This is a genomic window from Actinophytocola glycyrrhizae (genome assembly GCF_042653545.1).
Taxonomy (GTDB): domain Bacteria; phylum Actinomycetota; class Actinomycetes; order Mycobacteriales; family Pseudonocardiaceae; genus Actinophytocola; species Actinophytocola glycyrrhizae.
In genome coordinates this window covers 485,709-508,620 of the sequence record NZ_JBHSIS010000003.1, presented here as the reverse complement: position 1 = coordinate 508,620, position 22,912 = coordinate 485,709, and the positions used below count along the sequence as shown (strand labels likewise).

Annotated in this window: 18 protein-coding genes; 7 read left to right on the top strand and 11 right to left on the bottom strand. The window is 70.8% G+C overall.

What is annotated here, in order from left to right; translation table 11 throughout:
• Positions 1–7: 7 nt before the first annotated feature.
• On the bottom strand, positions 8–1,636 hold the full coding sequence (gene pruA / locus ACFPCV_RS08490; protein WP_378055490.1) for an L-glutamate gamma-semialdehyde dehydrogenase: 1,629 nt from the start codon (positions 1,634–1,636) through the stop codon (positions 8–10).
• A 161-nt stretch (positions 1,637–1,797) separates the two neighbouring features.
• On the opposite strand from pruA, the gene ACFPCV_RS08485 reads away from it, so the two are divergent.
• The gene (locus tag ACFPCV_RS08485) at positions 1,798–2,799 is read left to right on the top strand and encodes a medium chain dehydrogenase/reductase family protein (protein WP_378055489.1); all 1,002 of its coding nucleotides are present in this window, start codon (positions 1,798–1,800) and stop codon (positions 2,797–2,799) included.
• Between the two features lie 173 nt (positions 2,800–2,972).
• On the opposite strand, the gene ACFPCV_RS08480 is transcribed toward ACFPCV_RS08485, so the two are convergent.
• Complete coding sequence (locus ACFPCV_RS08480; RefSeq protein WP_378055488.1) at positions 2,973–3,464, bottom strand: Rv3235 family protein; 492 nt, start codon at positions 3,462–3,464, stop codon at positions 2,973–2,975.
• A gap of 60 nt (positions 3,465–3,524) precedes the next feature.
• Entirely contained in the window at positions 3,525–4,274 is a 750-nt protein-coding gene (locus tag ACFPCV_RS08475; RefSeq protein WP_378055487.1) for a TrmH family RNA methyltransferase, read from the bottom strand.
• 72 nt (positions 4,275–4,346) lie between these two features.
• Between ACFPCV_RS08475 and ACFPCV_RS08470 the strand changes: the two genes are divergently transcribed.
• Positions 4,347–4,853, top strand: coding sequence for a DUF6912 family protein (locus tag ACFPCV_RS08470; protein WP_378055486.1), 507 nt, complete (start codon positions 4,347–4,349; stop codon positions 4,851–4,853).
• A gap of 576 nt (positions 4,854–5,429) precedes the next feature.
• On the opposite strand, the gene secA is transcribed toward ACFPCV_RS08470, so the two are convergent.
• Both secA and hpf read right to left on the bottom strand, forming a co-directional pair.
• Positions 5,430–8,321 carry a preprotein translocase subunit SecA gene (secA, locus tag ACFPCV_RS08465; protein ID WP_378055485.1) on the bottom strand — a complete coding sequence of 964 codons (2,892 nt, stop codon included), beginning with the start codon at positions 8,319–8,321 and terminating at the stop codon, positions 5,430–5,432.
• Between the two features lie 233 nt (positions 8,322–8,554).
• Positions 8,555–9,220, bottom strand: a complete 666-nt coding sequence (gene hpf, locus ACFPCV_RS08460) for a ribosome hibernation-promoting factor, HPF/YfiA family (protein ID WP_378055484.1) — start codon at positions 9,218–9,220, stop codon at positions 8,555–8,557.
• A gap of 524 nt (positions 9,221–9,744) precedes the next feature.
• On the opposite strand from hpf, the gene ACFPCV_RS08455 reads away from it, so the two are divergent.
• The gene (locus tag ACFPCV_RS08455) at positions 9,745–10,359 is read left to right on the top strand and encodes a ComF family protein (RefSeq protein WP_378055483.1); all 615 of its coding nucleotides are present in this window, start codon (positions 9,745–9,747) and stop codon (positions 10,357–10,359) included.
• Positions 10,360–10,455: 96 nt separating this feature from the next.
• Here ACFPCV_RS08455 and ACFPCV_RS08450 read toward each other — a convergent pair whose 3' ends face one another.
• Genes ACFPCV_RS08450 through mtrA form a run of 3 tightly spaced genes read right to left on the bottom strand, consistent with a single transcriptional unit; the run spans position 10,456 to position 14,637 of the window.
• Positions 10,456–12,207, bottom strand: a complete 1,752-nt coding sequence (locus tag ACFPCV_RS08450) for an LpqB family beta-propeller domain-containing protein (protein ID WP_378055482.1) — start codon at positions 12,205–12,207, stop codon at positions 10,456–10,458.
• Positions 12,204–13,946 (bottom strand): MtrAB system histidine kinase MtrB, encoded by a 1,743-nt coding sequence (gene mtrB / locus ACFPCV_RS08445; protein WP_378055481.1) that lies wholly within the window; start codon positions 13,944–13,946, stop codon positions 12,204–12,206. The genes ACFPCV_RS08450 and mtrB overlap by 4 nt, the downstream gene beginning before the upstream one ends.
• Positions 13,947–13,959: 13 nt before the next feature.
• Positions 13,960–14,637, bottom strand: coding sequence for an MtrAB system response regulator MtrA (gene mtrA / locus ACFPCV_RS08440; protein ID WP_075123969.1), 678 nt, complete (start codon positions 14,635–14,637; stop codon positions 13,960–13,962).
• 151 nt (positions 14,638–14,788) lie between these two features.
• Between mtrA and ACFPCV_RS08435 the strand changes: the two genes are divergently transcribed.
• A complete protein-coding gene (locus ACFPCV_RS08435; protein WP_378055480.1) occupies positions 14,789–15,268 on the top strand; it encodes a VOC family protein in 480 nt (159 codons plus the stop codon).
• Between the two features lie 85 nt (positions 15,269–15,353).
• Here ACFPCV_RS08435 and ACFPCV_RS08430 read toward each other — a convergent pair whose 3' ends face one another.
• Positions 15,354–15,986 (bottom strand): dTMP kinase, encoded by a 633-nt coding sequence (locus tag ACFPCV_RS08430; RefSeq protein WP_378055479.1) that lies wholly within the window; start codon positions 15,984–15,986, stop codon positions 15,354–15,356.
• 86 nt (positions 15,987–16,072) lie between these two features.
• Between ACFPCV_RS08430 and ACFPCV_RS08425 the strand changes: the two genes are divergently transcribed.
• Together ACFPCV_RS08425 and ACFPCV_RS08420 are read left to right on the top strand one after the other, a co-directional pair.
• The gene (locus ACFPCV_RS08425) at positions 16,073–16,855 is read left to right on the top strand and encodes an META domain-containing protein (protein WP_378055478.1); all 783 of its coding nucleotides are present in this window, start codon (positions 16,073–16,075) and stop codon (positions 16,853–16,855) included.
• A complete protein-coding gene (locus ACFPCV_RS08420; RefSeq protein ID WP_378055477.1) occupies positions 16,845–17,414 on the top strand; it encodes a YdeI/OmpD-associated family protein in 570 nt (189 codons plus the stop codon). The genes ACFPCV_RS08425 and ACFPCV_RS08420 overlap by 11 nt, the downstream gene beginning before the upstream one ends.
• A gap of 96 nt (positions 17,415–17,510) precedes the next feature.
• On the opposite strand, the gene ahcY is transcribed toward ACFPCV_RS08420, so the two are convergent.
• Positions 17,511–19,001 carry an adenosylhomocysteinase gene (gene ahcY / locus ACFPCV_RS08415; RefSeq protein ID WP_378055476.1) on the bottom strand — a complete coding sequence of 497 codons (1,491 nt, stop codon included), beginning with the start codon at positions 18,999–19,001 and terminating at the stop codon, positions 17,511–17,513.
• Between the two features lie 95 nt (positions 19,002–19,096).
• On the opposite strand from ahcY, the gene ACFPCV_RS08410 reads away from it, so the two are divergent.
• Entirely contained in the window at positions 19,097–21,403 is a 2,307-nt protein-coding gene (locus ACFPCV_RS08410; protein ID WP_378055475.1) for a hypothetical protein, read from the top strand.
• A 224-nt stretch (positions 21,404–21,627) separates the two neighbouring features.
• Here the strand turns inward: ACFPCV_RS08410 and ACFPCV_RS08405 are convergent, their stop codons facing one another.
• On the bottom strand, positions 21,628–22,881 hold the full coding sequence (locus ACFPCV_RS08405) for a glutamate mutase L (RefSeq protein ID WP_378055474.1): 1,254 nt from the start codon (positions 22,879–22,881) through the stop codon (positions 21,628–21,630).
• Between the last annotated feature and the right edge of the window lie 31 nt (positions 22,882–22,912).

The window sequence follows — 22,912 nt, the reverse complement described above, 5'->3', positions numbered from 1 at the left end:
GGACTGATCAGCCCATGTGGGGGTAGCCGTGCTCGGTCGCGGGGACGAACGTCTCCTTGACCGAGCGCGGGCTCACCCACCGCTGCAGGTTGTAGATCGAACCGGCCTTGTCGTTGGTGCCGGAACCGCGGCTGCCGCCGAACGGCTGCTGGCTGACGACCGCGCCGGTCGGCTTGTCGTTGACGTAGAAGTTGCCCGCCGCGAACCGCAGCGTGCGGTGCGCCTCCTCGATGGCCGCGCGCTCGGTGGCGAACACCGCGCCGGTCAGCGCGTACGGCGTCGACGTGTCGACCAGTTCGAGGACCTTGCCGTAGTCGCTGTCGTCGAACACCGTGACCGCGAGGATCGGGCCGAACCACTCGGTGGTGAACACCTCGTCGGTCGGGTCGGAGCCGAGCAGCACGGTCGGCTGCACGAAGTACCCGACCGAGTCGTCGCACGTGCCGCCGGTCAGCACCTCGAGCGTCGCGGTGTTCGCGGCCCGCGCGAGGACCTCGGCGTGCTTGGCGAACGCCTTGTCGTTGATCACGGCGCCGCCGAAGTGGCGCAGGTCGGTGACATCGCCGTAGGACAGGCTCTTCGTCACGTCGACCAGCCGCTCCCGAACACCGCCCTCCCACAGGGACCGGGAGATGTAGGCACGGGACGCGGCGGAGCACTTCTGGCCCTGGTACTCGAAGGCACCGCGCACGAGCCCGTTCACGACCGCGGCCGGGTCCGCGGAGCGGTGCGCGACGACGAAGTCCTTGCCGCCGGTCTCGCCGACGATCCTCGGGTACGAGCGGTAGGTGTCGAGCTGCTCGCCCATCAGACGCCACAGGTGCTTGAACGTCTTGGTGGAGCCGGTGAAGTGCAGGCCGGCGAAGTCCGGGTCGGTCATCGCGACCTCGCTGACCGCGGCGCCGTCGCCGGTCACCATGTTGATCACGCCGGGTGGCAGGCCCGCGGCCTCGAGCAGGCGCATCGTGTAGTGCGCGGCGAGCTGCTGGGTCGGCGCAGGCTTCCACACCACCGTGTTGCCCATCAGCGCTGGCGCGGTCGGCAGGTTGCCCGCGATGGCGGTGAAGTTGAACGGGGTGATCGCGGTGACGAACCCGTCGAGCGGCCGGTGGTCGAACCGGTTCCAGATGCCGGGGCTCGACTGGGGCTGCTCCTCGAGGACCCGGCGGGCGTAGGAGACGTTGAACCGCCAGAAGTCGATCAGCTCGCAGGCGCTGTCGATCTCGGCCTGCTGCACGGACTTGGACTGGCCGAGGACCGTCGCGGCGTTCAGGGTGTCGCGCCACGGGCCGGACAGCAGGTCGGCGGCCCGCAGCAGCACCGCGGCCCGCTCGTCGAACGGCAGGTCGCGCCAGGCCGGGGCGGCCTGCTTCGCCGAGGCGACGGCGTCGGCGACGTCCTTGGCGGTGGCCTGCGCGGTCACGCCGAGCACGTGCTGGTGGTCGTGCGGCTGGACGACGTCGACGGGGTCGCCGCCTGCCATCCGCCGCTCCCCGCCGACGGTCATCGTGAGCTCGTGCCGCTCACCCTCCAGCTCGGCGATCCTGCGCTGCAACGACTCGCGCTCGGCACTGCCCGGCGCGTAGCCACGCACCGGCTCGTTGACCGGGTCGGGCACGGACGAAACGGCGTCCATGTGCTGGCTCGCCTCCTCGGTTGTCTCTGACGGCTTGTGACCGTTCTCTGCGGTTGTACCGCCATAGTGTCACGCCTTTCGCGGGTGCGCCCCCACCGCTTGACAGCGCCGGACTGACACGCTCTAATTTATGTTAGAACTTCTAACCAAAGGAGCTGGCCATGGAGATCGTGCTCACCGACCGGGGTGGTCCGGAGAAGCTGCGGATCGACGACACCGACGCGCCCGCGGCGGGCCGGGGTGAGGTGCGCGTGCGGGTGCTCGCGAGCGGCGTGAGCTTCGCGGAGGTGCAGATGCTGAACCACCGCTACCCGATGCAGCCCAGGTACCCGTTCGTGCCGGGCTACGACCTGGTCGGCGAGGTCACGTCGCTGGGGCAGGACGTGACCGGGGTGGCCGTCGGCGACCGGGTGGCCGCGCTGATGGTGACCGGCGCGTGGCGCACGCACGTGGTCCTCAAGGCCGACCGGCTGGTGCCGGTGCCCGATGGCCTGGACGCGGGGGTGGCCGCGGCGGCGACGATGAACGGCGTCACCGCCTGGCAGATGGTGCACCGGACCGCGGCGGTGCGGCCCGGCCAGACGGTGCTCGTGCACGGCGCGTCCGGTGGCGTGGGCACGTTGCTGGTGCAGCTGGCGGTGGCGGCGGGCGCGACGGTGCTGGGCACGGCGTCGTCGTCGAAGCACGAGGCGGTGCGCGCGCTGGGTGCGACCCCCATCGACTACCGGACCGAGGACGTCGCCGCACGGGTCAGGCAGCTGGCGCCGGGTGGCGTGGACGCGGTGTTCGACCACCTGGGTGGCGACAGCCTGCGGGTGTCCTACGACCTGCTGGCCGACGGCGGGATCCTGGTGAACTACGGCAGCGCCACCACGTTGCACGACAAGGGCCACTGGCTGGTGCCGTACCTGGCGACCATGCGACGGTTCGCGTCGTGGTGGCTGCGCGGGCTGGCGGGCAGGGCGCGGGGCAGGCGGGCGACGTTCTACTACGTGAAGCCGGGCGCGGCGTTCAACAGCGCGCTGGCGCAGGTGTACCGGCTGGTCGCCGCGGGTGAGCTGGTCCCGCCGATCGACAAGCGGCTGCCGCTGGCCGAGGCGGCCGAGGGCCTGCGCCTGCTGATGGACGGGAAAGCGACGGGCAAGATCGTGCTGGAGGCGTGAAGTGACCGAGGGCGGCCTCCGGCCCCCGAGCACCAGCGTACGGGCAGGCACCGACGGCGCCTGCCCGTCGAGGCGGGGTTGTCCACAGGGATGAGGTTGTCCCCAACCCCGCCCGCCTGCGCCCCGTTTCCGTCGGTCCCCCGGGTCAGGCTGGAAATCGGGGGCCGGAGGCGTCACAGGAACCGCAGCACCGAACACACCCACCGGTCACCACGGCTCTCGAACCGTGCCGCGGCCGCCACCACCCGCCCCTTCCCGGACGGCGCGAGCAGCTCCATCACCGCGCTCACCTCCACCGCCGTCCGCGTCGGGAAGCACATCCGCATCCGCCTCAGCGTGTGCCTGCACCCGGGCCGCATCGTCCGCAACCGGGTCAGCAGCCCCTCGAACGCAGCGTCCGGCAACAACGACCGCAGCTGCCCCGCCTGGCGCCGCCCGTCCAGCACCTCCAGCACCCGCCGCAACACGTGTGCCAGCGCGGCAGCCGTGACGGGCGGCCCGTCCGGCGTCGGCAACGGCGGCACCAGGCGCAGCTGTGGTCCGGTCGCGGGACGCAGGCTCGACCACCGCATGGGCGGCCCGTCCCCGTCGTCCGGCTCGTAGTCCGGCAGCCGCCGCAACCGGACAGGACACGGTTCGTCGGCGGGAAGAGCTGGAACGGTCATGCCCTACAGAGCCGATGGACCGTCCATTCCGGACAAGGAACACCCCATGGGATGGTCCGGTCACGGACCGTGTCGGCGCACCAGGTCGAAGCACAACACGGCCGCGGCACTGGCGACGTTCAACGACTCCACGCCACCCGCCATCGGGATCGACACCAGGCCCGTGACGTGCTTGCGGACCTCGGGACTCACTCCCGCGGTCTCCCCACCGAGCACGTAGGCGGCCCGCCGGGGCAGCGTGGCGGCGAACAACGACTGGCGGGCGGCACCGTCCAGCGCGTACAGCGGGTAACCGGCGTCGCGGAGCGCGGCGCACGCCTCCTCGGCGGTGTAGCAGCGCAGCACCGGCGCGTGGAACGCGACACCGGCGGAGGCCTTCACGACCAGCGGGTCGATGCCCGCCACGCCACGCCGGGGCACGACGATGCCCTCGACGCCGGCGGCGGTGGCGGTCCGCAGGATCATCCCGACGTTGGCCGGCGTGGTGATCCCGTCGAGCACGAGCACGGTCGCGGGCCGCGCGGCAAGCCCGTCGGCGAGCCGCCGCATCCGGGGCGCGACCACGTCGGCGAGGACACCCTGGTCCTGCTTCCCGTTGCCCGCCAGCACCTTCACCCGATGCGCACTGGCCCGCTCGACCCGCACGGACCGGGCACCGGCCGCGTCGATGATCTCCCTGGCAGCGGCCCCCCTGGCGTTGTCGGCGAGGATGACCTTGTCCACGTCGAGCCGCCGGTCGGCGAGCGCCTCCAGCACGGGCTTGCGCCCGAACACGGTCACGAACCGGTCCTTCGGTGATTGGCCGTCCACGGCGAGAGCATCGCACGTGACCGGTGTGTCAGGATCTAGGCCTTGCCCGCCGCAGAGGGGAACGGGAGCACGGTGAGGGTCTACATACCGGCAACGGTGTTGATGCTGCGGACGTTGAACGCCGCAGGCGAACTGTCGGCGGTGAGCGGCACGGCGTTCGCGCTGACCCCGATGCTGCGCGAGTCCTACGCGACGGGGACGGCGGAGGAGCTGGAGTACGCGGCCATGCTGGAGGCGGCCCGCGCGTCCCTGCGCCTGCTGGCGGCCGAGCTGGAAGAGGACCCGGAACTGACGCTGCCGAGACGAGCCGTCATCTCGGCGGACGTCGACGGCGCCACCCTCCGCCCGGACCTGGACTACGCCGTGGTGCGCCTCGCGGGCCCGGTACAACTCAAGCAGGTGGCGGCGGTCCACCTGGACACCTCGGAGGCGGAACCCGCCGTCCGGGCAGCGGCAGCGGTGGTGGACCAGGCAGACCTGGGCGACGGCGACGCGGAGTTCGCCCTCGGCGAAGCGGAGGACCACGAACTGGCGTGGTACGCCCCGGAGGAACTCCCCTTCCTGCTGGAACTGCTGTAACCCGCACCTGTCACCTTCGTGGGTGACCCGCGACAGCGCTCAGTAGCCACAGCTTTCGCAGGGCCTGCTCCCGCGGGCCGGGCCGCGCAGCACCCGGCTTCGGTGCTGCGAAGGCGCGTTGACGGCGTGGCTGAGTGCCCTGAAAGGCGCGTTCAGGGCGCTCAGCGCCCTGAACGGCCCATTGACGGCACTGGATGTGCCGTGCGGCGGCCACTCCTACAAGTGACCGCCCCCGCAGCGGGGCGGGTGCCCTGTCCCGAAGGACATCGGCGGGCATCTCGAATTCGCTCCGCGAACCCAGTCGTCACAGACTTTCGCCGAAACCGGCCGGAACGCAACCCCCACCCGAACCCGGGGGCGTCCCGCCATGCCAGTCTACCGGGACCCGCCGACAAAACAAGGCCCGCGAGCCCAGCTGTGGACAACTGGAGCGGCTGTGGACAACTCCCCCCAAGCGCACAGCCCGATGTCGGTGCTCGCCTCTACGCCGGAATCCGGGGGGGCCGGCGGCCGCCCCGACACGCCAAAGCGCCCTCACCACCGAAACCGGCGGTGAGGGCGCCCAGCGAAACAGGACTACCGGCGAGGGCCCTTCTTGCCCTTCTTCTGCGCGGCGCGCTCGGCCGCACGGCGCTCCCGGCGCGAGCCGCCTGCGCCGCCGCCGGCAGCGCCGCCGTCGCTTCCGTTGTTGTTGCTCCGCGACTCGACGCCACCGCCCTCGGCGGGCCCGCTGTAGGTCAACTTCTGCTGCCCACCGGGCGCCTCGAGGCCCTTCCCACGCAGCGCGGGCGGGATCTTCTCCTCGGCGGCGGCCGCCTGGGCAGCCTGCGCGGCCTGTGCCGCCTGAGCGGCCTGCACCGCGCGCTGGGCCCGCACGACCCGGTCAGCGGCCGACGGCAGCGACGCGGCGTCCGACGGCTCCGGTTCCGGCTGCTCGACCTGCAGGTTGAACAGGTAGCCGACGCACTCCTCCTTGAGCGCTTCGAGCATCGTCGCGAACATGTCGTAGCCCTCGCGCTGGTACTCGATCAGCGGGTCGCGCTGCGCCATGGCCCGCAGGCCGATGCCCTGCTTGAGGTAGTCCATCTCGTACAGGTGCTCGCGCCACTTGCGGTCCAGCACCGACAGCATGACCTGCCGCTCCAGCCGCCGCATGGCCTCCGGGCCCGCCTTCGCGTCGATCTCCGCCTCGCGTTCGCGGTACGCGCGCTTCGCGTCGGCGACGATGATCTCCTCGAGGTACTCCGAGGTCAGGTCCTGGCCCTCGTTCTCGGCCTGGTCGGCGAGCTCCTCCCAGTTCAGCGAGATCGGGTACAGCTGCTTCAGCGCCGTCCACAGCTTCTCGTGGTCCCAGTCCTCCGCGTAGCCGCCGCCGGTCTCGGCCCGCACGTAGTCCGTCACCACGTCGACGATCATGTTCTCGACCTGGTCGTGGAGGTCCTCGCCCCGCAGCACCCGGTTGCGCTCGCCGTAGATCACGGTGCGCTGCCGGTTCATGACCTCGTCGTACTTGAGGACGTCCTTGCGGATCTCGAAGTTCTGCTGCTCGACCTGCGTCTGCGCGCTCCTGATGGCCCTGGTGACCATCTTCGCCTCGATCGGCTGGTCGTCCGGCACCCGCATGGTCACCATCACGCGCTCGACGAACTGCGCGTTGAACCGCCGCATCAGCTCGTCGCCCAGCGACAGGTAGAACCGCGACTCGCCGGGGTCGCCCTGGCGACCGGAGCGGCCACGCAGCTGGTTGTCGATGCGGCGCGACTCGTGCCGCTCGGTGCCCAGCACGTACAGGCCGCCAGCGTCGCGGACCTCCTCGGCCTCGTCGCGGACCTCCTGCCGGGCCTTCTCCAGCGCCTCCGGCAGCGCGGCCGTCCACTCGTCCGGCGTCTCCAGCGGGTCGAGGCCACGGGCCCGCAGCGCGTTCTCCGCCAGGTGGTCCGGGTTGCCGCCGAGCACGATGTCGGTACCACGACCGGCCATGTTCGTCGCGACCGTGACCGCGCCCCGGTGACCGGCCTCGGCGACGATCGCCGACTCCTTCTCGTGGTGCTTCGCGTTCAGCACGTTGTGCGGGATGCGGCGCTTGACCAGCAGTTTCGACAGGTACTCGGACCGCTCGACCGAGGTGGTGCCGACCAGCACCGGCTGGCCCTTCTCGTGCCGCTCGGCGATGTCGTCGGCGACGGCCTCGAACTTCGCCTCCTCCGTCTTGTAGATGAGGTCGGAGCCGTCCACGCGGACCATGGGCCGGTTCGTCGGGATCGGCACGACGCCCAGCTTGTAGGTGTTCTGGAACTCCGCGGCCTCGGTCTCGGCCGTACCGGTCATGCCGGACAGCTTGTCGTAGAGCCGGAAGTAGTTCTGGAGGGTGATCGTGGCGAGCGTCTGGTTCTCGGCCTTGATCTCCACCTTCTCCTTGGCCTCGATGGCCTGGTGCATGCCTTCGTTGTAGCGGCGGCCCGCCAGGATGCGGCCGGTGAACTCGTCGACGATCAGGACCTCGCCGTTGCGGACGATGTAGTCCTTGTCGAGCTTGAACAGCTCCTTCGCCTTGAGCGCGTTGTTGAGGTAGCCCACGAGCGGCGTGTTGGCCGCCTCGTACAGGTTGTCGATGCCCAGCTGGTCCTCGATGTAGGCGACGCCGGCCTCGGTGACGCCGACGGTGCGCTTGCGCTCGTCGACCTCGTAGTGGACGTCCTTCTTCATCATCGGCACCATGCGCGCGAACTCCTGGTACCACCGCGAGTTCTGGTCGGTGGGCCCGGAGATGATCAGCGGCGTCCGCGCCTCGTCGATGAGGATGGAGTCCACCTCGTCGACGATGGCGAAGCTGTGGCCGCGCTGGACCATGTCGTCCAGGCTCCACGCCATGTTGTCGCGCAGGTAGTCGAAGCCGAACTCGTTGTTCGTGCCGTAGGTGATGTCGGCGCGGTAGGAGGCGCGGCGCTGCGGCGGGGTCATCTCGGACAGGATCGCGCCGACCTCGAGACCGAGGAAGCGGTGCACGCGGCCCATCCACTCGGCGTCACGTTTCGCCAGGTAGTCGTTGACGGTGATGACGTGGACGCCGTTGCCGGAGAGCGCGTTCAGGTACGACGGCAGGACCGCGGTCAGGGTCTTGCCCTCACCGGTGCGCATCTCGGCGACCTTGCCCAGGTGGAGCGCGGCGCCGCCCATGATCTGCACGTCGAAGTGCCGCTGGCCCAGCACCCGCTTCGCGGCCTCCCTGGTGACCGCGAACGCCTCCGGTAGCAGGTCACCGAGCGCGTCCTCGTCGGTCTCGCCTTCCGGCAGGTTCGGGTCGCGGCTGTCCTGGTAGCGCTTGCGGAACTCGTCGGTCTTGGCGCGCAGCTGGGCGTCGGTCAGGTCGACGACCGAGTCCTCCATGCCGTTGACCTCGTCGACGATCCGCTTCAGATGCTTGAGCGTCTTGCCCTCGCCCGCTCGAAGAATCCGGGACAGCACCATCAGGTTCAACCTCGCTAGCTGGATCGTGTGCGCGCCTATGACAGGGAGAGCCGCCTCACCCTGCCCCCTATCGTAGGCCGTCTTCGAACCGTGGTGCCTAGACCGGTTCGCCGATCTTCACCCCGAACAGCTGACAGGCCGCGCGGGCACCTGCTCTCTCGCCGCTCCCGCACCGGCGCTGCGCACGCGCGAAAGCCCCCAGGCCCGCTGCCCGGGGGCTTGTCGCGTTCGTGTCAGACCAGCCTGATCACGCCGTAGTCGAAGCCCTTCCTGCGGTAGACGACGCTCGGCTTGTCGGCGTCGGCGTCATGGAAGAGGAAGAAGTCGTGGCCGACCAGCTCCATCTGGTAGAGAGCCTGGTCGACGGTCATCGGCTCCGCCGGGTGTTCCTTCTCCCGGACGATTCTGCCGGGAAGGTTGTCCTCCTCAGCGCTTTCCCAGCGCTGGGCCGGTACCTCGGCGAGACCGACGGCCTGCTCGGTTCGCGCGGGCAGCACCGCGGTCTGCGCGCGGCCGTTCGTGGCGGGCAGCGCGGAAAGATCGGTGGTGGGTTGTGCGGTGGCCTCCGCAACGGAGGTCTGGCTCCTGCGCCCGTAGTGCACGCGCCTGCGGTCGTGCAGCCTGCGGAGGCGGTTCTCCAGCTTGGTGACGGCAGCGTCGAGCGCGGCGTAGAAGTCGCCAGCACACGCTTCCGCGCGTACGGCGGGTCCCCTGCCCTTGCCGGTGATCTCGACTCGCTGGCAGTTCTTCGACTGCCTGCGGTTGGGCTCGTGGAAGAGCTCCACGTCGAACCGGATTACCTTGCGGTCGTAGCGTTCGAGCCTGGTGAGCTTTTCCTCGACGTGCACTCGGTAGTGATCGGGCACCTCGACGTTGCGGCCTTTAACGACGATGTCCATACACAACCTCCCTCGCCAACAGCGAGATAGTGAGCTAACAACGGCGCCGGAAATCTGGACTCTCCAGGAGGCATGAGGGGCTCTCCACCTCAAGGCCCTACCGGCGCCAGGGGCATGGGCTACTCGCCTCCTCCCTGCGAAAACCGGGAAAGCTGATGCCGAGACGTTATCTCGCGTTGTGCCTTTGCAAAAGCCCCCTCGGCGGGGGAACTTGTGCGTCCCGATCGTGTCACTGAGCGCAACGTGGCCCCCTTTCGCACGCGGGAGCGCGCCGGCGGACCGCTCGTGTGGCCCTCCGCCAGCGGACCAGGCACGGCCACCTTCCTCGATGATCGACTGATCGCGCCTTCCATGTCTGATCAACGTTCGGCCGGTGATCGAGGTTCCCCGACGAAGTTCACTCGGAAGGGGTATGCACCGTCTACCCCTCGTTGAAACGCACGTTCTGGTACTGCCCGCCGCGACGAAGGTTCCCCCTTCCGAGGCTTGGGCTTTTGTCGGTGTCCTGGTGCATCATGTCGACCATGCGTTCGATTCTCGATCTGGTCCTGCCCAACCGCTGCGCGGGCTGCGACGCCCCCGCGACCGCGTGGTGCGCCGGGTGCGCGGGCGGGTTGAAGATTCGCCCGGTGCCCCGCGCGGACCTGGGCGCCGCGTACGCCCTGGCGGGCTACGAGGGTGCCGCACGCCGGCTTGTGCTGGCGTACAAGGAAAAGGGGCGCCACGAGCTGTCCGTGCCGTTGGGACGGGCGTTGGCGCACGCCCTGCCGACGATCCGGGCGGGACCGTACGTGCTGGTGCCCGCACCGTCCCGGCCGTCGGCGGCCAGGGCCCGGTACGGGCAGCACATGACGAGGGTGGCACGCGCCTGTGCCGCCGCGGTGACCCACGCGGGACACCGGGCGTCGGTGGCACCGGTCCTGCGCCTGTCCGGCCGGGCACGGGACTCGGTGGGCCTCGACCAGGACGCCCGGGTGGCGAACCTGCACGGCCGGCTGCGGTGCGCGGGCCCGGCGCCACGAGCGGCCGTCGTGCTCGACGACGTGATCACAACCGGCGCGACAGCCGCCGCCTGCGTGGCGGCACTGCGCCAGGCAGGAGCGGAGGAGGTGACCGTACTGGCGTTCACGGCGACGTGAGGCTCGCCGCGTGGACGGCGCTTTCCGACCTGCCCACGCGGGTCGACCACCACACCGGACACCACCCGGCGAAAGGAGCGAGCGGATGTGTGGCTGTCAGCCGGGGTAGAACGGGATCGCGTTCGGCCCCTGGCCGTTCTGAAGGCGGTGCCACACCTGGCCGAGCCCGGACACGACCGACACGGCGGCGCTGTCCGTGACGACGATGTCGCGGTCGGGAGCCGCGGTGACGGAACGGACCGGCAACTGCAGGTTGTTCGGGTCGTAGTTGTCGATCGTGAGGCCGTCCAGCGACAGGTTGATCACCGGCATCTGCGGCTGCCGGGTGGCGACCACGAGGGTGTGCTGGTTCAGCCAGTCGACACCGACGGCGTTGACGATCATGGTCGGTGACAGGGTGCGGGGCGCCGCGAGGCTGACCGAGTCCTTGTCGCGCACCACGGCGGCCAGGACGACCGCGCCCCTGCTGGTGACGATCGCGGCCCTCGTGCCGTCGCGGGACAGGCGGAGCTCGGTGATCGAGCCGAAGTTCTCGTTCAGCGCCGACGCGTTGACCTCGACCGATCGCCACGTCTCGTCACCCGCACGGACAACGCGGACGACGTTGCCGTCCTCGACGGTCCACACCTCGCTCGCGTCCTGGTCGTCGCCGGTGGACACGCGCCAGGTCGGTCTCGACATGGTCGACGCGTCCAGCGCGACCTCCTGCAGCGCCTCGCCGTAGCGGCCGACGCGCAGGCGGAGCCCGCCGTCGACCCTGGTGACGGCCGCGAGCTGGTCACCGTCGATGGACTGGGCAGCGCTGACGACGTCGTAGACACCCTGGCCCGCTGGACCGGGGGCCGGTGTGCCGTCCTTCAGCATGCGCAGCCTGCCACCGGACACGATCAGCCCCTGCTGGTCGGGACCGGGCTTGGTGGCGGTGTCGTACTGCTTGATGTCGGACAGGCGCCAGTCGCCGTGCCCCTGGATCAGGTCCTCGTTGTCGCCCTTGATGCGGAGACGGCTGGACGTGACGGTCTGCAGCGACAGGACGACCTGGGCGGCGATCTTCTCGCGCTGCTCCTCGGTCTTGTCGCCCAGCGGGTTCAGGTCGACGACGAGCGTGCCGTCCGCGTCGGGCACGACGTTGGTGCGGGCGCCGACGTTCTCCAGCGGGGACACCACCGACCGGCGCATCGAGTCGGACGGGCCGGACAGGAGGACCTTGATCACCCGGTCCGGCAGGCCCGTGGCGGGTGCGGCGGGCACGTAGCGCTGGTCGGGAACGGTGATGCGGAAGTCCGGGTCGAAGTAGTACACGGTGACGGCGCGGTAGCTCGTCTTGAAGGACGAGTACGGCACGTACACGTCCTCCGGCGGGTCGTCGATGCGCCACTGGCCGTTGTCGCGTACCACGCCGACCCGGAACTCGGGGTTGCCGATCCGCGGGATGAACGCGTGGTCCGAGCCGAGCCTGCCGATCTGCGTCACGCGCAGCACCACGACGACACGTCCCGACTCGACGCCACCCTGGTCCTCACCGGACTGCTTCACGTCGTCGTTGGACAGGGGCACGGTGCTGAACGTGTCGTGGACGACGTAGGGCTTGCTGTCGGCCGGCCAGCGCTCCTTGGCCTTGTCCGTCAGGTACATCGAGGCGGCCTCGGGGTTGCCGGAGCGCTTGACGAACTCACGCACGAGGTCGAACGCGTTGAGGTTCGCCGTCGGCGGGGCCTCGGCGGCCTCGGTCATGAGCTGTTGCTCGTCGCGGACCGCGTGCGGGGTCGACTCCTCCGGGATGTTGGCGCAGCCCGTGAGCACCAGCACCATGGCCGCGAGCACCGCGGCGGACAAACGCCGTCTCATCTGGCCTCCTCCCAGACCGGGGCCGGCGGCGCCGGCTCCGGTTCGACGATCTCGGGTTCGGTGGTGCCCGGGACGGTGACGCGCACCGCGTCGCCTTCGCGAGGCTCCACGACGGCGGACGGCACGTCGGCGTCCGGCGGCGGGAGCGGGAGCGGGTTGCCGGTGAACTCGACGCCCTGGTGGCGTGGCAGCGTGAGCCGGAAGCACGCGCCCTTGCCGGGCTCGCCCCAGGCGTCGAGGCCGCCGCCGTGGAGGCGGGCGTCCTCGAGGCTGATGGCGAGCCCGAGGCCCGTGCCGCCGGTGTGGCGGTTGCGGGACGGGTCGGCGCGCCAGAAGCGGTTGAACACGAGGTCGGCCTCGCCGGTGCGCAGCCCGACGCCGTAGTCGCGGACCGTCACGGCGAGCGCCTTGTCGTCGACCGCCATGCGCAGCCGGACCGGATGCCCGTCGCCGTGGTCGACCGCGTTCGCCAGCAGGTTGCGCACGATCCGCTCGATGCGGCGGGAGTCGACCTCGGCGGCGGCCTCCTCGTCCGGCAGGTCGAGGATGATCTCGGTGCCCGCGGTGCGGGCGATCGTGGCGACGGACTGTGCCGCGCGGACCGCGATGGGGCGCACGTCGACGTACTCGGCGACGAGCTCCTCGACACCGGCGTCCAGGCGGCTGATCTCGAGCAGGTCGCCGAGCAGCGACTCGAACCGGTCCAGCTCGTCGACCAGCAGCTCCGTGGAGCGGGAGAGGCCGGGCGGGAACTGCTCGCGTGACGCGTGCAGCACGTCCGCGGCCATCCGCACGGTGGTCAGCGGGGTGCGCAGCTCGTGGGACACGTCGGAGGTGAACCGGCGCTGCAGGGTGCCGAACTCCTCGAGCTGACGGATCTGTCTCTCGATGCTCTCGGCCATCTCGTTGTACGACTGGGCCAGCCGCGCGACGTCGTCCTCGCCGACGACGACCATGCGTTCGTCCAGCTCACCGCCGGCGAACCGTTCCGCGGCCTGGGCTGCGCTGCGGACCGGGCGGACCACCTGGCGCGTCACGAGGTTCGCGATGCCTGCGAGCAGCAACAACAGCACGAGGCCGCCGACGAGCAGCGTGCTCTGCACGACAGCGATCGTCGACTGCTCGGCGGTCAGCGGGTACAGCATGTACAGCTGCATCGGCTCCTGTGCCGACCCGAACGGCGCGCCGACGATCAGGAACGTGGTGGGCCCGGACTTCCGGTCGACCGTGTGGATCTGCACCGCGAGCCTGCGGTTCTCCACGAAGTGCTTCAGACTGTCCGGCACGTCGCCGTACGGCCCGGCGCTGATCATGGCGGCGTCGTTCGCCGCGATCGGCGGAGTGCTCGCCAGCACCGGCTCGAACGTGCCTGCCGACGAGCTGGCGGTGTCGGTGTTCGGGGTGGAGCTGGTCAGCTTGTTCAACGCCTGGGTCAGGCGCGGGCGCACGTCGTCGACCGCCGAGTTCACGCCGGAGAGCTGACGCTGCGCCACCACGACCGCGTCGCGGGTGGCGGCGATCGCGGCTTCTTCCTTGGTCTCGAGCAGGCGGTTGGTGATCTGGTTCTGCAGCACCATGCCCAGCACGAACACCACGGCGGACGACAGCGCGAGCGTCGACACCACCACCCGCACCTGCAGGGAGCGGCGCCACAGCTCACCGAAGTACACCGCGCGCTGCTGCCCGAACGCGACCGCGCGGGCGCCGTGGCGGGCGACCGCGCGGAAGAACCGCTTCATCGAGACCGTCCGATCACGGTGGGCCGGCCTTGTATCCCACCCCACGCACCGTCAACACCACCTCGGGGTGTTCCGGGTCGGTCTCGACCTTGGACCGCAGCCGCTGCACATGGACGTTGACCAGCCGGGTGTCCGCCGCGTGCCGGTAGCCCCAGACCTGCTCGAGCAGCACCTCGCGGGTGAACACCTGGCGCGGCTTGCGCGCCAGCGCCACGAGCAGGTCGAACTCGAGCGGCGTCAGCTGGATGGCGACCCCGTCCCGGGTGACCTCGTGTCCTGGCACGTCGATCGTGAGGTCACCGATGGACAGCATCTCGGCGGGCTCGGAGTCGGTGCGGCGCAGCCGCGCTCGCACCCGCGCGACCAGCTCCTTCGGCTTGAACGGCTTCACGACGTAGTCGTCGGCGCCGGACTCGAGGCCCAGCACTATGTCGACGGTGTCGCTCTTGGCCGTCAGCATGACGATCGGCACGCCCGACTCGGCGCGGATCGCCTTGCACACGTCGATACCGTTGATGCCGGGCAACATCAGGTCGAGCAGGACCAGGTCGGGCCTGAGCTCGCGCAGCGCGGGCAACGCCCGGTTGCCTTCGGCCACCACCGCGGTGTCGAAGCCTTCGCCCCGCAGCACGATGGTCAGCATCTCGGCCAGGGCCGGGTCGTCGTCCACTACCAGCACACGTGCCTTCATGGTTACATCGTCGCACTTCGTGAAGCCCATTCGCGCAAGACCCGGCCGGTTCATCCGGTTCCGCCACTCCGGGTGACCGGTTGTAACGCTTCAGGGCGCCCCGGCAATCTAACTGTTGAAGGTTGAACAGGGACGCACGGAGGTGCACCGCATGGGCATCCGCAGGCTGAACCACGCCGTGCTGTACGTGCGTGACGTCGACCGCAGCGTCGCCTTCTACACCGATGTCCTCGGCTTCACCGTGGTCCACCGCAGGCCGGCCGCCGCGTTCCTGCGAGCCGCCGAGTCCGACAACGACCACGACCTCGGCCTCTTCGGCGTGCGGGGCGGCGGTGTGAAGCAGGGCAGCGGCGTCGGCCTGTACCACCTGGCGTGGTCGGTGAGCACACTGCCGGAGCTGGCGATCTTCGCGGACAGGCTGGCGGAGGTCGGCGCGCTGGTCGGCTCCTCGGACCACGCGGTCTCGAAGTCCCTGTACGGCAAGGACCCCGACGGCATCGAGTTCGAGATCTCCTGGTTCGTGCCCAGGGACCGGATCACCGACGAGATGGCCGCGAACCCCACCATCGCCCGCCTGGACATACCCGCGGAGATAGCCCGCTGGGGCGAGGACCTGGTGGGCGCGCCGTAACCCGCCACAACCCCCGCTGACCAGCGTCCACCGGAACCCCAGGGCTCCGGTGCCGTGCCCTGAACGACGCTTCCGGAGTGGCTCGCTATTCGGCGAATCTCTCCGCCAGGCCGGCCGCGTCGGGGGTGGTGGTGCCGTCCACGACATGCCATGGGGCGAGCCACCCGTCGGCGGCCAGGCCGTCGTACACCGCGGCCACCCTGGCCTGCAGGGCGTCGTCGGACTCCCACGTGTCGCGGGCCCGGTCGGCCTCGGTCAGTGCGCGGCGCGTCGAGCGTTCGGCCGCCACCGAGGGGGCGACCCGCAGCAGCAGGTGTGCGTGCGGCACCGGCAGCCCGAACCGCTCGACCTCGATCGCCTGGACCCATCGCACGAACTCGCCCCGCGCGTCCTGGTGCAGCCGCGCGGAGCCGAACGCCGCGTTGGACGCCACGTACCGGTCCAGCAGGACGAAGTCGTGCGTGTCGAGCGCGGCGCGCAGGTCCGGTGCCGCGCCCCTGCGGTCGAGCGCGTACAGCATCGCCATGCCGTACACCTCGTCGCCGAAGGGCCCGAGCCTGCCGTGCAGACCGTCGCGGATTAGGTCCGCGTGCACGTCCACGCCGTAGCGCGGGAACGCGAGCCGCGCGACCCGGCCGCCGAGTTCGCGCTCCAGGGCGTCGGTGAGAGTGCGTTTGCCCGCGCCGTCGATGCCCTCGATCACGATCAGTCGTCCCACACGGCGCACCCTATGCGGACGGCACGTGGCGCCAGGGGCCGGACCCGTCGTGCAACGCGCGGGGCGGTCGAGTCCGTCCTTGGGGTATGAGAATCGTCGCGGTGCTGATGTTGCTGGTCCTGGCGGGGTGCGGCGGGCGACCGGCCGCACAGGAGCCACCCCTTTCGCAACAGCCGGATCCGCTGCGCGGCAGGGCTTTCGTCGCGATGGCGGTCACCGAGGACGGCAAGCCCAAGCAGCTGGCGCCCGACACCGAGCTGTCGGTCCAGTTCACCGACGACGGCAGGCTGATGGCGCGGGCGGGCTGCAACACCATGCAGGGCCAGGTCGACACGACGGGTGGCACACTGACCGTCGACGGCGGCCTGTCGATGACGGAGATGGGCTGCGACGCGCCCCGGCACGAACAGGACGAGTTCGTCGCCGGCGTGCTGGGCGCGGACCCGAAGTGGGAACTGACCGACGGCCGCCTCACGATCCGCACGGGAACGACGGTGTTCGACATGGCAGAGAAGGACGAGACCACCCGCGACCTGACGGGCACGACGTGGGTGCTGGACACGCAACTCGACGGTGAGGTCGCGTCGAGCATGCCGGCGGGCGCCCCCGAGGTGACGCTGGTGTTCGACGGCGAGAAGGTCGTGGCGGACACCCACTGCAACGGCTACACGGCGGAGTACACCATCGCCGGCGACACGATCACCTTCACCCCGGGCATGTCGACGCTGATGGCGTGCGCACCTGAGATCATGCGGGGCGAGCAGGCGGTCGCGGACGCACTGCGGGGCGAGGTGACCTACGAGCTCACCGCCGACCGGCTCACGTTCACGCACCCGTCCGGCGAGGGGATCGGACTGCATGCCAAGTGAGTTGCCGGAACTGACGTTCGCGGACCAGGCGGCGTTCGCGGCCTGGCTGGAGGAGAACGCGGAAACCCCGGGCGTGTGGCTGCGGATCGCGAAGAAGGGCACCGGACTCCGGTCGGTCGACCACGACCAGGCACTGGCGGAAGCACTGCGCCACGGCTGGATAGACGGCACCGCCCGCCGCGTCGACGACGAGTGGTTCGTACAGAAGTTCACCCCCAGAACCCGCCGCTCCCGCTGGTCGAAGATCAACCGGACGGCAGCCGAACGTCTGATCGCGGAAGGCCGCATGTTCCCGCGCGGCCTGCGCGAGGTGGAGGCGGCGAAGGCGGACGGCCGCTGGGCGGCGGCCTACGACGGCCCGGCCACGTCGAGGGTGCCCGACGACCTGGCGGCGGCACTGGCGGCGTCCCCGAAGGCGGCGGAGTTCTTCCGGACACTGACGAGCCAGAACCGCTACGCCATCCTCTACCGGGTGGGAGAGGCGAAACGCCAGGAGACCCGCGCCCGCCGGATCGAGAAGTTCGTCGGCATGCTGGAACGCGGCGAGACACTCCACTGACACGGGTCGCGACCAGCGGCGGCACACGTAGCCGGCCGAGGACGCAACGCAACGGCCGGCCCCCGCCGAAGCGGGAGCCGGCCGCAAGCGTGAAGATCAGTACCGGTAGTGGTCCGACTTGTACGGGCCCTCGACGTCGACGTCGATGTACTCGGCCTGCTCCTTGCTCAGCTTCGTCAGCTTGCCGCCGAGCGCCTCGAGGTGGATCCGCGCCACCTTCTCGTCGAGCTTCTTCGGCAGCCGGTACACCTCCTTGTCGTACTCCTCGTTCTTGGTGAACAGCTCGAGCTGCGCGATCACCTGGTTCGAGAACGAGTTCGACATCACGAAGCTCGGGTGGCCGGTCGCGTTGCCGAGGTTCATGAGCCTGCCCTCGGACAGCACGATGATCGAGTGCCCGTCGGGGAAGACCCACTCGTCGACCTGCGGCTTGATGTTGATCCGCTTGATGCCCGGGTAGCGGGCGAGGCCCGCCATGTCGAGCTCGTTGTCGAAGTGGCCGACGTTGCCCAGGATCGCCTGGTGCTTCATCTTCGCCATGTGCTCGGCCATCACGACGTCCTTGTTGCCCGTCGTCGTGATGATGATGTCGGCCCGGTCGAGCACGTCCTCGAGACGCTGCACGTCGTAGCCGTCCATCGCGGCCTGCAGGGCGCAGATGGGGTCGATCTCGGTGACGATGACGCGGGCGCCCTGGCCGCGCAGCGACTCCGCGGAGCCCTTGCCGACGTCGCCGTAGCCGCAGACGACCGCGACCTTGCCGCCGATGAGGACGTCCGTGCCGCGGTTGATGCCGTCCACCAGGGAGTGGCGGATGCCGTAGCGGTTGTCGAACTTCGACTTGGTGACCGAGTCGTTGACGTTGATCGCCGGGAACAGCAGCTCACCGGCCGCCGCGAGCTGGTAGAGGCGCAGGACACCGGTGGTGGTCTCCTCGGTGACGCCCATGATCTCCTTGCCCGTGCGCGTCCACTTCTGCTTGTCGGCAGCGAGCGAGTTGCGCAGGGTCTCGAGGATGATCTTCCATTCCTCGGGGTCGTTGTCGTCGGGCTGGGGCACGACACCCGCGGCCTCGTACTGGGTGCCCTTGTGCACCAGCAGGGTCGCGTCGCCGCCGTCGTCGAGCAGCATGTTCGGCGCGGCGTCACCCGGCCAGGTGAGCATCTTCTCGGTGCACCACCAGTACTCCTCGAGCGTCTCGCCCTTCCACGCGAACACCGGGACGCCCTTGGGCTCCTCCGGCGTGCCGTGCTTGCCGACGACGACCGCCGCGGCCGCGTGGTCCTGCGTCGAGAAGATGTTGCACGACGCCCAGCGCACCTGCGCGCCCAGCTCGACCAACGTCTCGATGAGGACCGCGGTCTGCACGGTCATGTGCAGTGAGCCGGAGATCCGCGCGCCACGAAGCGGGTAGACCTCGGCGTACTCACGCCGGAAGGCCATCAGACCCGGCATCTCGTGCTCCGCGAGGCGGATCTCCTTGCGCCCGAACTCGGCCAGCGACAGATCTGCCACCGCGAAGTCCAGGTCGCCGACCGTCTGCAGGTACCGGCCCACGGTCTCGTCCTGGGTATTTACTGCGGTCATCCCGTCAATCCTCCAAACTCAATTGCCATCAGAACACTACCGTTGCCACCAGTCGATCCACTGGAGTGGTCGTCGAGCGAAGGAGGAGGACCAGGTTGTTCCCGCCTGGGCCGGACACCCGCGTGGTCGAACTGCGCGTGCACGGCGTGCTGGGCACCAGGCCGGAGTCACTGGTCTCGGCGGTCGCCGCGGTCGACGTCGCAGGCGACGGCCTCGGCCGGATCGTCCAGCCCGCCGACCGGCTCCTGCGCCCCGCGCCAGGACCGATGCTGCGTGCCGAGGGCCAGTCGATACCGAGGGTGGTCGAGGGCTACTCGTGGGGCGGCATGACCTCGGGCGGCTGGTCGAAGGCCGCGTGGGCGGTGCTGTTCCCGTTCGCCCTCGCCAACGTCGCGCACTGGATGCTGCCGCCGATCCCCAGCGGGCACGGTCTGGCGCGTGGCCTCGGCGTCGCTTGCCGGACGCTGCTGCGGCTCGCCGCGGTGCTCCTCACCGTGTTGCTGGTCACGCAGGCCGCTGTGGTGAGTCTCGACCTGCTCGCGGCGCAGTGCCTCGCGCCCGGCTCGCCGTGCCTGGCGGGCACGGTGCCGGACTGGCTGCGCGAGACCTACCTCGTGCGGCCCGCGATCGGGCTCGTGCCGGTGCTGCTGACGATCTACGTGCTGCACCGCGTCTCCTGCGTCGCGTGGGAGGTGGACGCGGGCACCAACCCCGGCAACCCGCCGCCGACACCACCGAACGCGCGGGTCGAGCTGCCCGGCACGAACCTGGTCGCCGACCCCGACACGCCGACGCTGCGCGCACTGCACCTGGTGGCCGCGCTGGCGACGGTCGCGCTGCTGCCCATCGGCGGCCCGTTCGTGGTGCCTGCCGCACCGCTGCCCGCCGCGCTGTGGACCCTCGCGGTGATCCTGCTGGTGGTGGCGCTCGTGTGCGTGCTGGCGCTGGACGACCCGAGGGGCGCGGCGCCGGGCCGGTCGGGTGCGTGGCTGCGCGGGGTGCTCGGGCCGTGGACCCGCCGGACGCTGTACGTGCTCGGCGGGCTGCTCGTGGCCGCGGCCGCGGCCAGCCGGGACCCGCTGCGGCTGACCGGCACCGAGCAGACCGTCGAGGCGGTCGCGGCCGCGCTGATCGTCGTGGTCGTGGTGTTCGCGGTGCTGCTGGTGCCCGCGGCGCTGATCGCGCGGCGGGAGTGGCGGGCCCGGCCGAGGGAGCTGCGGCCGTGGGCGGGTGGCTGGATGGCGGCCCCCGTGCTCGTGGTGTCGGCGCTGCTCGGCGGCGGGTTCGGCGCCGGGCTGGGCATCGCGGTGCGCAAGCTGCTCGGGACCGAGGGCATGCGGGTGCCTCCCGGGTACCTGCCGGTGACGTTGCTGTGGGGCGCCGGTGCCGTGCTCGGTGTGGTGGTCGCGCTGGTGGCGAGCCCGTTCGTGCTGGCAAGGCTGCGGTCGACCGACTCGGCGCAGGCGCGGCTGCTGGGGTCGCCCACGCGGGAGTGGCGGCTCGCCGGGTCGTTCCGGCGGCACCTGCACCACGCCGTGCTCGCCTGTTCCGGCGCGCTGTCGGCGGGCGCGGCCGTGGCGATCTACCTGCGGTTCACCGGGACACCGGACTGGCTGATGCCGCTGTCGGCGGTCGGGGTGCTCGCGCTCGGCGCACTGGCGGGCGGACTGCTGCGGGCCGTCCACAACGCGGCGCGGGCACCGGACGCGGGGCGGCGGCTCGGGGTGCTGGCGGACCTGGCGTGTTTCTGGCCGAGGGAGGCGCATCCGATCGTGCCGCCGTGCTACGCGGTGAAGGTGGCGCCGGAGGTGGCGGCCCGCACCGTGGCGCACCTCGCGGAGCCGGGGACGCGGGTGGTGCTGATCGGCGAGAGCCATGGGAGCCTGCTGGTCACGGTCGCGGTGGCACGGCTGCTGAACTCGCTGAACGAGCCGGAGCGGCGGCGGATCGGGATCGTGACGGTCGGGTCGCAGCTGCAGTGGGCGTACACGCGTGCGTTCCCCGCGGTGCTGCCGTTCTCGGCGATGGGGACGCTGGCGGCCGAGCTGGGCACGCGGTGGCGGTCCCTGTGCCGTGGCACGGACCCGCTGGGCGGCGCGGTGACCACGTGGCACCGGCAGGTGTACGAGGACTCGTTGCTGGGCATGGGTTTCCGCGCGGACGGCACACCGGGACCGCTGGCCGCGGCCGAGCGGAGCCCGCACGGTGCGCTGGTGCTGGGGTTGGACCACTGGCTGCCGGACCCGCGGACCGCGCCGTTGCCGGGGCGGCGGTGGGCCCCTGGGCTGCAGCGGCACGGGAACTACGCGGCGGACCCGGAGTGGGACCGCGCGGTGGCGATGGCTGCCGGTCTCGACCCGTCGGAGCCGCCCGCGTTGTTCTCACTCGGCGGCGACAGGTGAGGCGTCCGGCCCCGTGTGCCGGAGTTGTCCACAGCCGGGGCAGTTGTCCACAGCTCGGCCCGCACACCCGTTTTTGTCGGTGAGTACCGGTAGACTGGCACGGCGGGACGCCCCCGGGTTCGGGTGGGGGTTGCCTACCGGCCGGTTCGCGAGTTTTCGCAGGTGGAACGGGTTGGCGGGTGGCCGGGTCACCGCGGGTTCGGGACGTTCACCGGCCGCTTGCTTCAGAGGTTCAGCAGTGCTGCTGCCGTGGTTGCGTGGCCTGCTTGCGCCAGCAGGCCCGCCGGGCCCAGGCGGCCTTCCCGGTCCACCACCACCCGGGCGTCGCGGAGGATGGGGCCCAGGTGGTCGCGCAGTGCCTTCTCCGTGGCGGCAAGAGAGTCCGCGTGGCGGAAGACGCCGCCCGACAGGACCAGGGTGGCCGCGCCCTTCGGCCCGAGGCGGCCGCCGATCATGCGCAGGTGGCGGCGGATCGCCAGTGCGGCGGCCAGTTCCGCGATGCGCAGGTCCGCTTCGCGTTCCTCGTCCGTGTCCGGGATGAACTCCACGTTCTCGTTGCGGTGTGCGGCCTTCCGCGCCAGTTCCGTGTCCTCGTGCAGCAGGCGTTCCGTTGTCGCTTCGGCCACCACACCGGGGGCGCTCACCCGCATGCCGATGTCGCCCTCCACCGTCCTGCGGTCGGGCGGGAGGGCGACGGTGCTCTCGGGTGTGTCATCCATTGTGGACACGGCGGAGTAGACGTCGGTTGTCGCACCGCCCACGTCCACCACCAGGACCGCGCCGTTCTCCTCCTGCGCGGCCAGTACCGCCACGCCGGACAGCACCGCGTCCGGCGTGACCGTGCGCACCAGTTCGCGGAAGCGGGGGCCGCGGGACAGGCCCTTGCCGCCGATCACGTGGGACAGGAACACCTCGCGGATCGCGGCGCGCGCCGGGCCCGGGGACAGCTCGCCGACGTCCGGCAGCACGTTGTCCGTCGGCACCACCGTCCGCCCGTCCAGTATGGACAGTGCCTTGTCGCGTGCCGCCGCGTTGCCCGCCAGCACTATCGGCACGGTCACGCGGGCGCGCGCGAGTTTGGTCGCGTTGTGCAGCAACACTTTTTCGTCGCCGCCGTCGGTGCCGCCCACCAGCAGGACCACGTCGGGCCGGGACGCGCGTACCGCGTGCACGTTCGACAACTCGCCCGCCGACACGTGCACCACCTTCGCGCCGGCCGACAGCGCGACCCGGTGCCCGGCTTCCGTGCTCACCAGGCGTTCCTGGCCGACGACCGCCAGCCGCAGGCCGCCACCCGCCGACGAGCACGCCAGCACCGTCGCGTCGGACGCGGCCAGAGCGGTGGTCACCGCCGCCACCCCGGCCAGGACCTCCGGTGGGGTGGTCTCGTGCTGTGCCGTGCCGCGCAGCGTCCCGTCGGCGGCGACCAGCGCGCCCTTCGTCCACGTGGAACCGACGTCCAGACACAGGAACGTCACGATTGCCTGCCCAGCAACGAGTTTCTCCTGC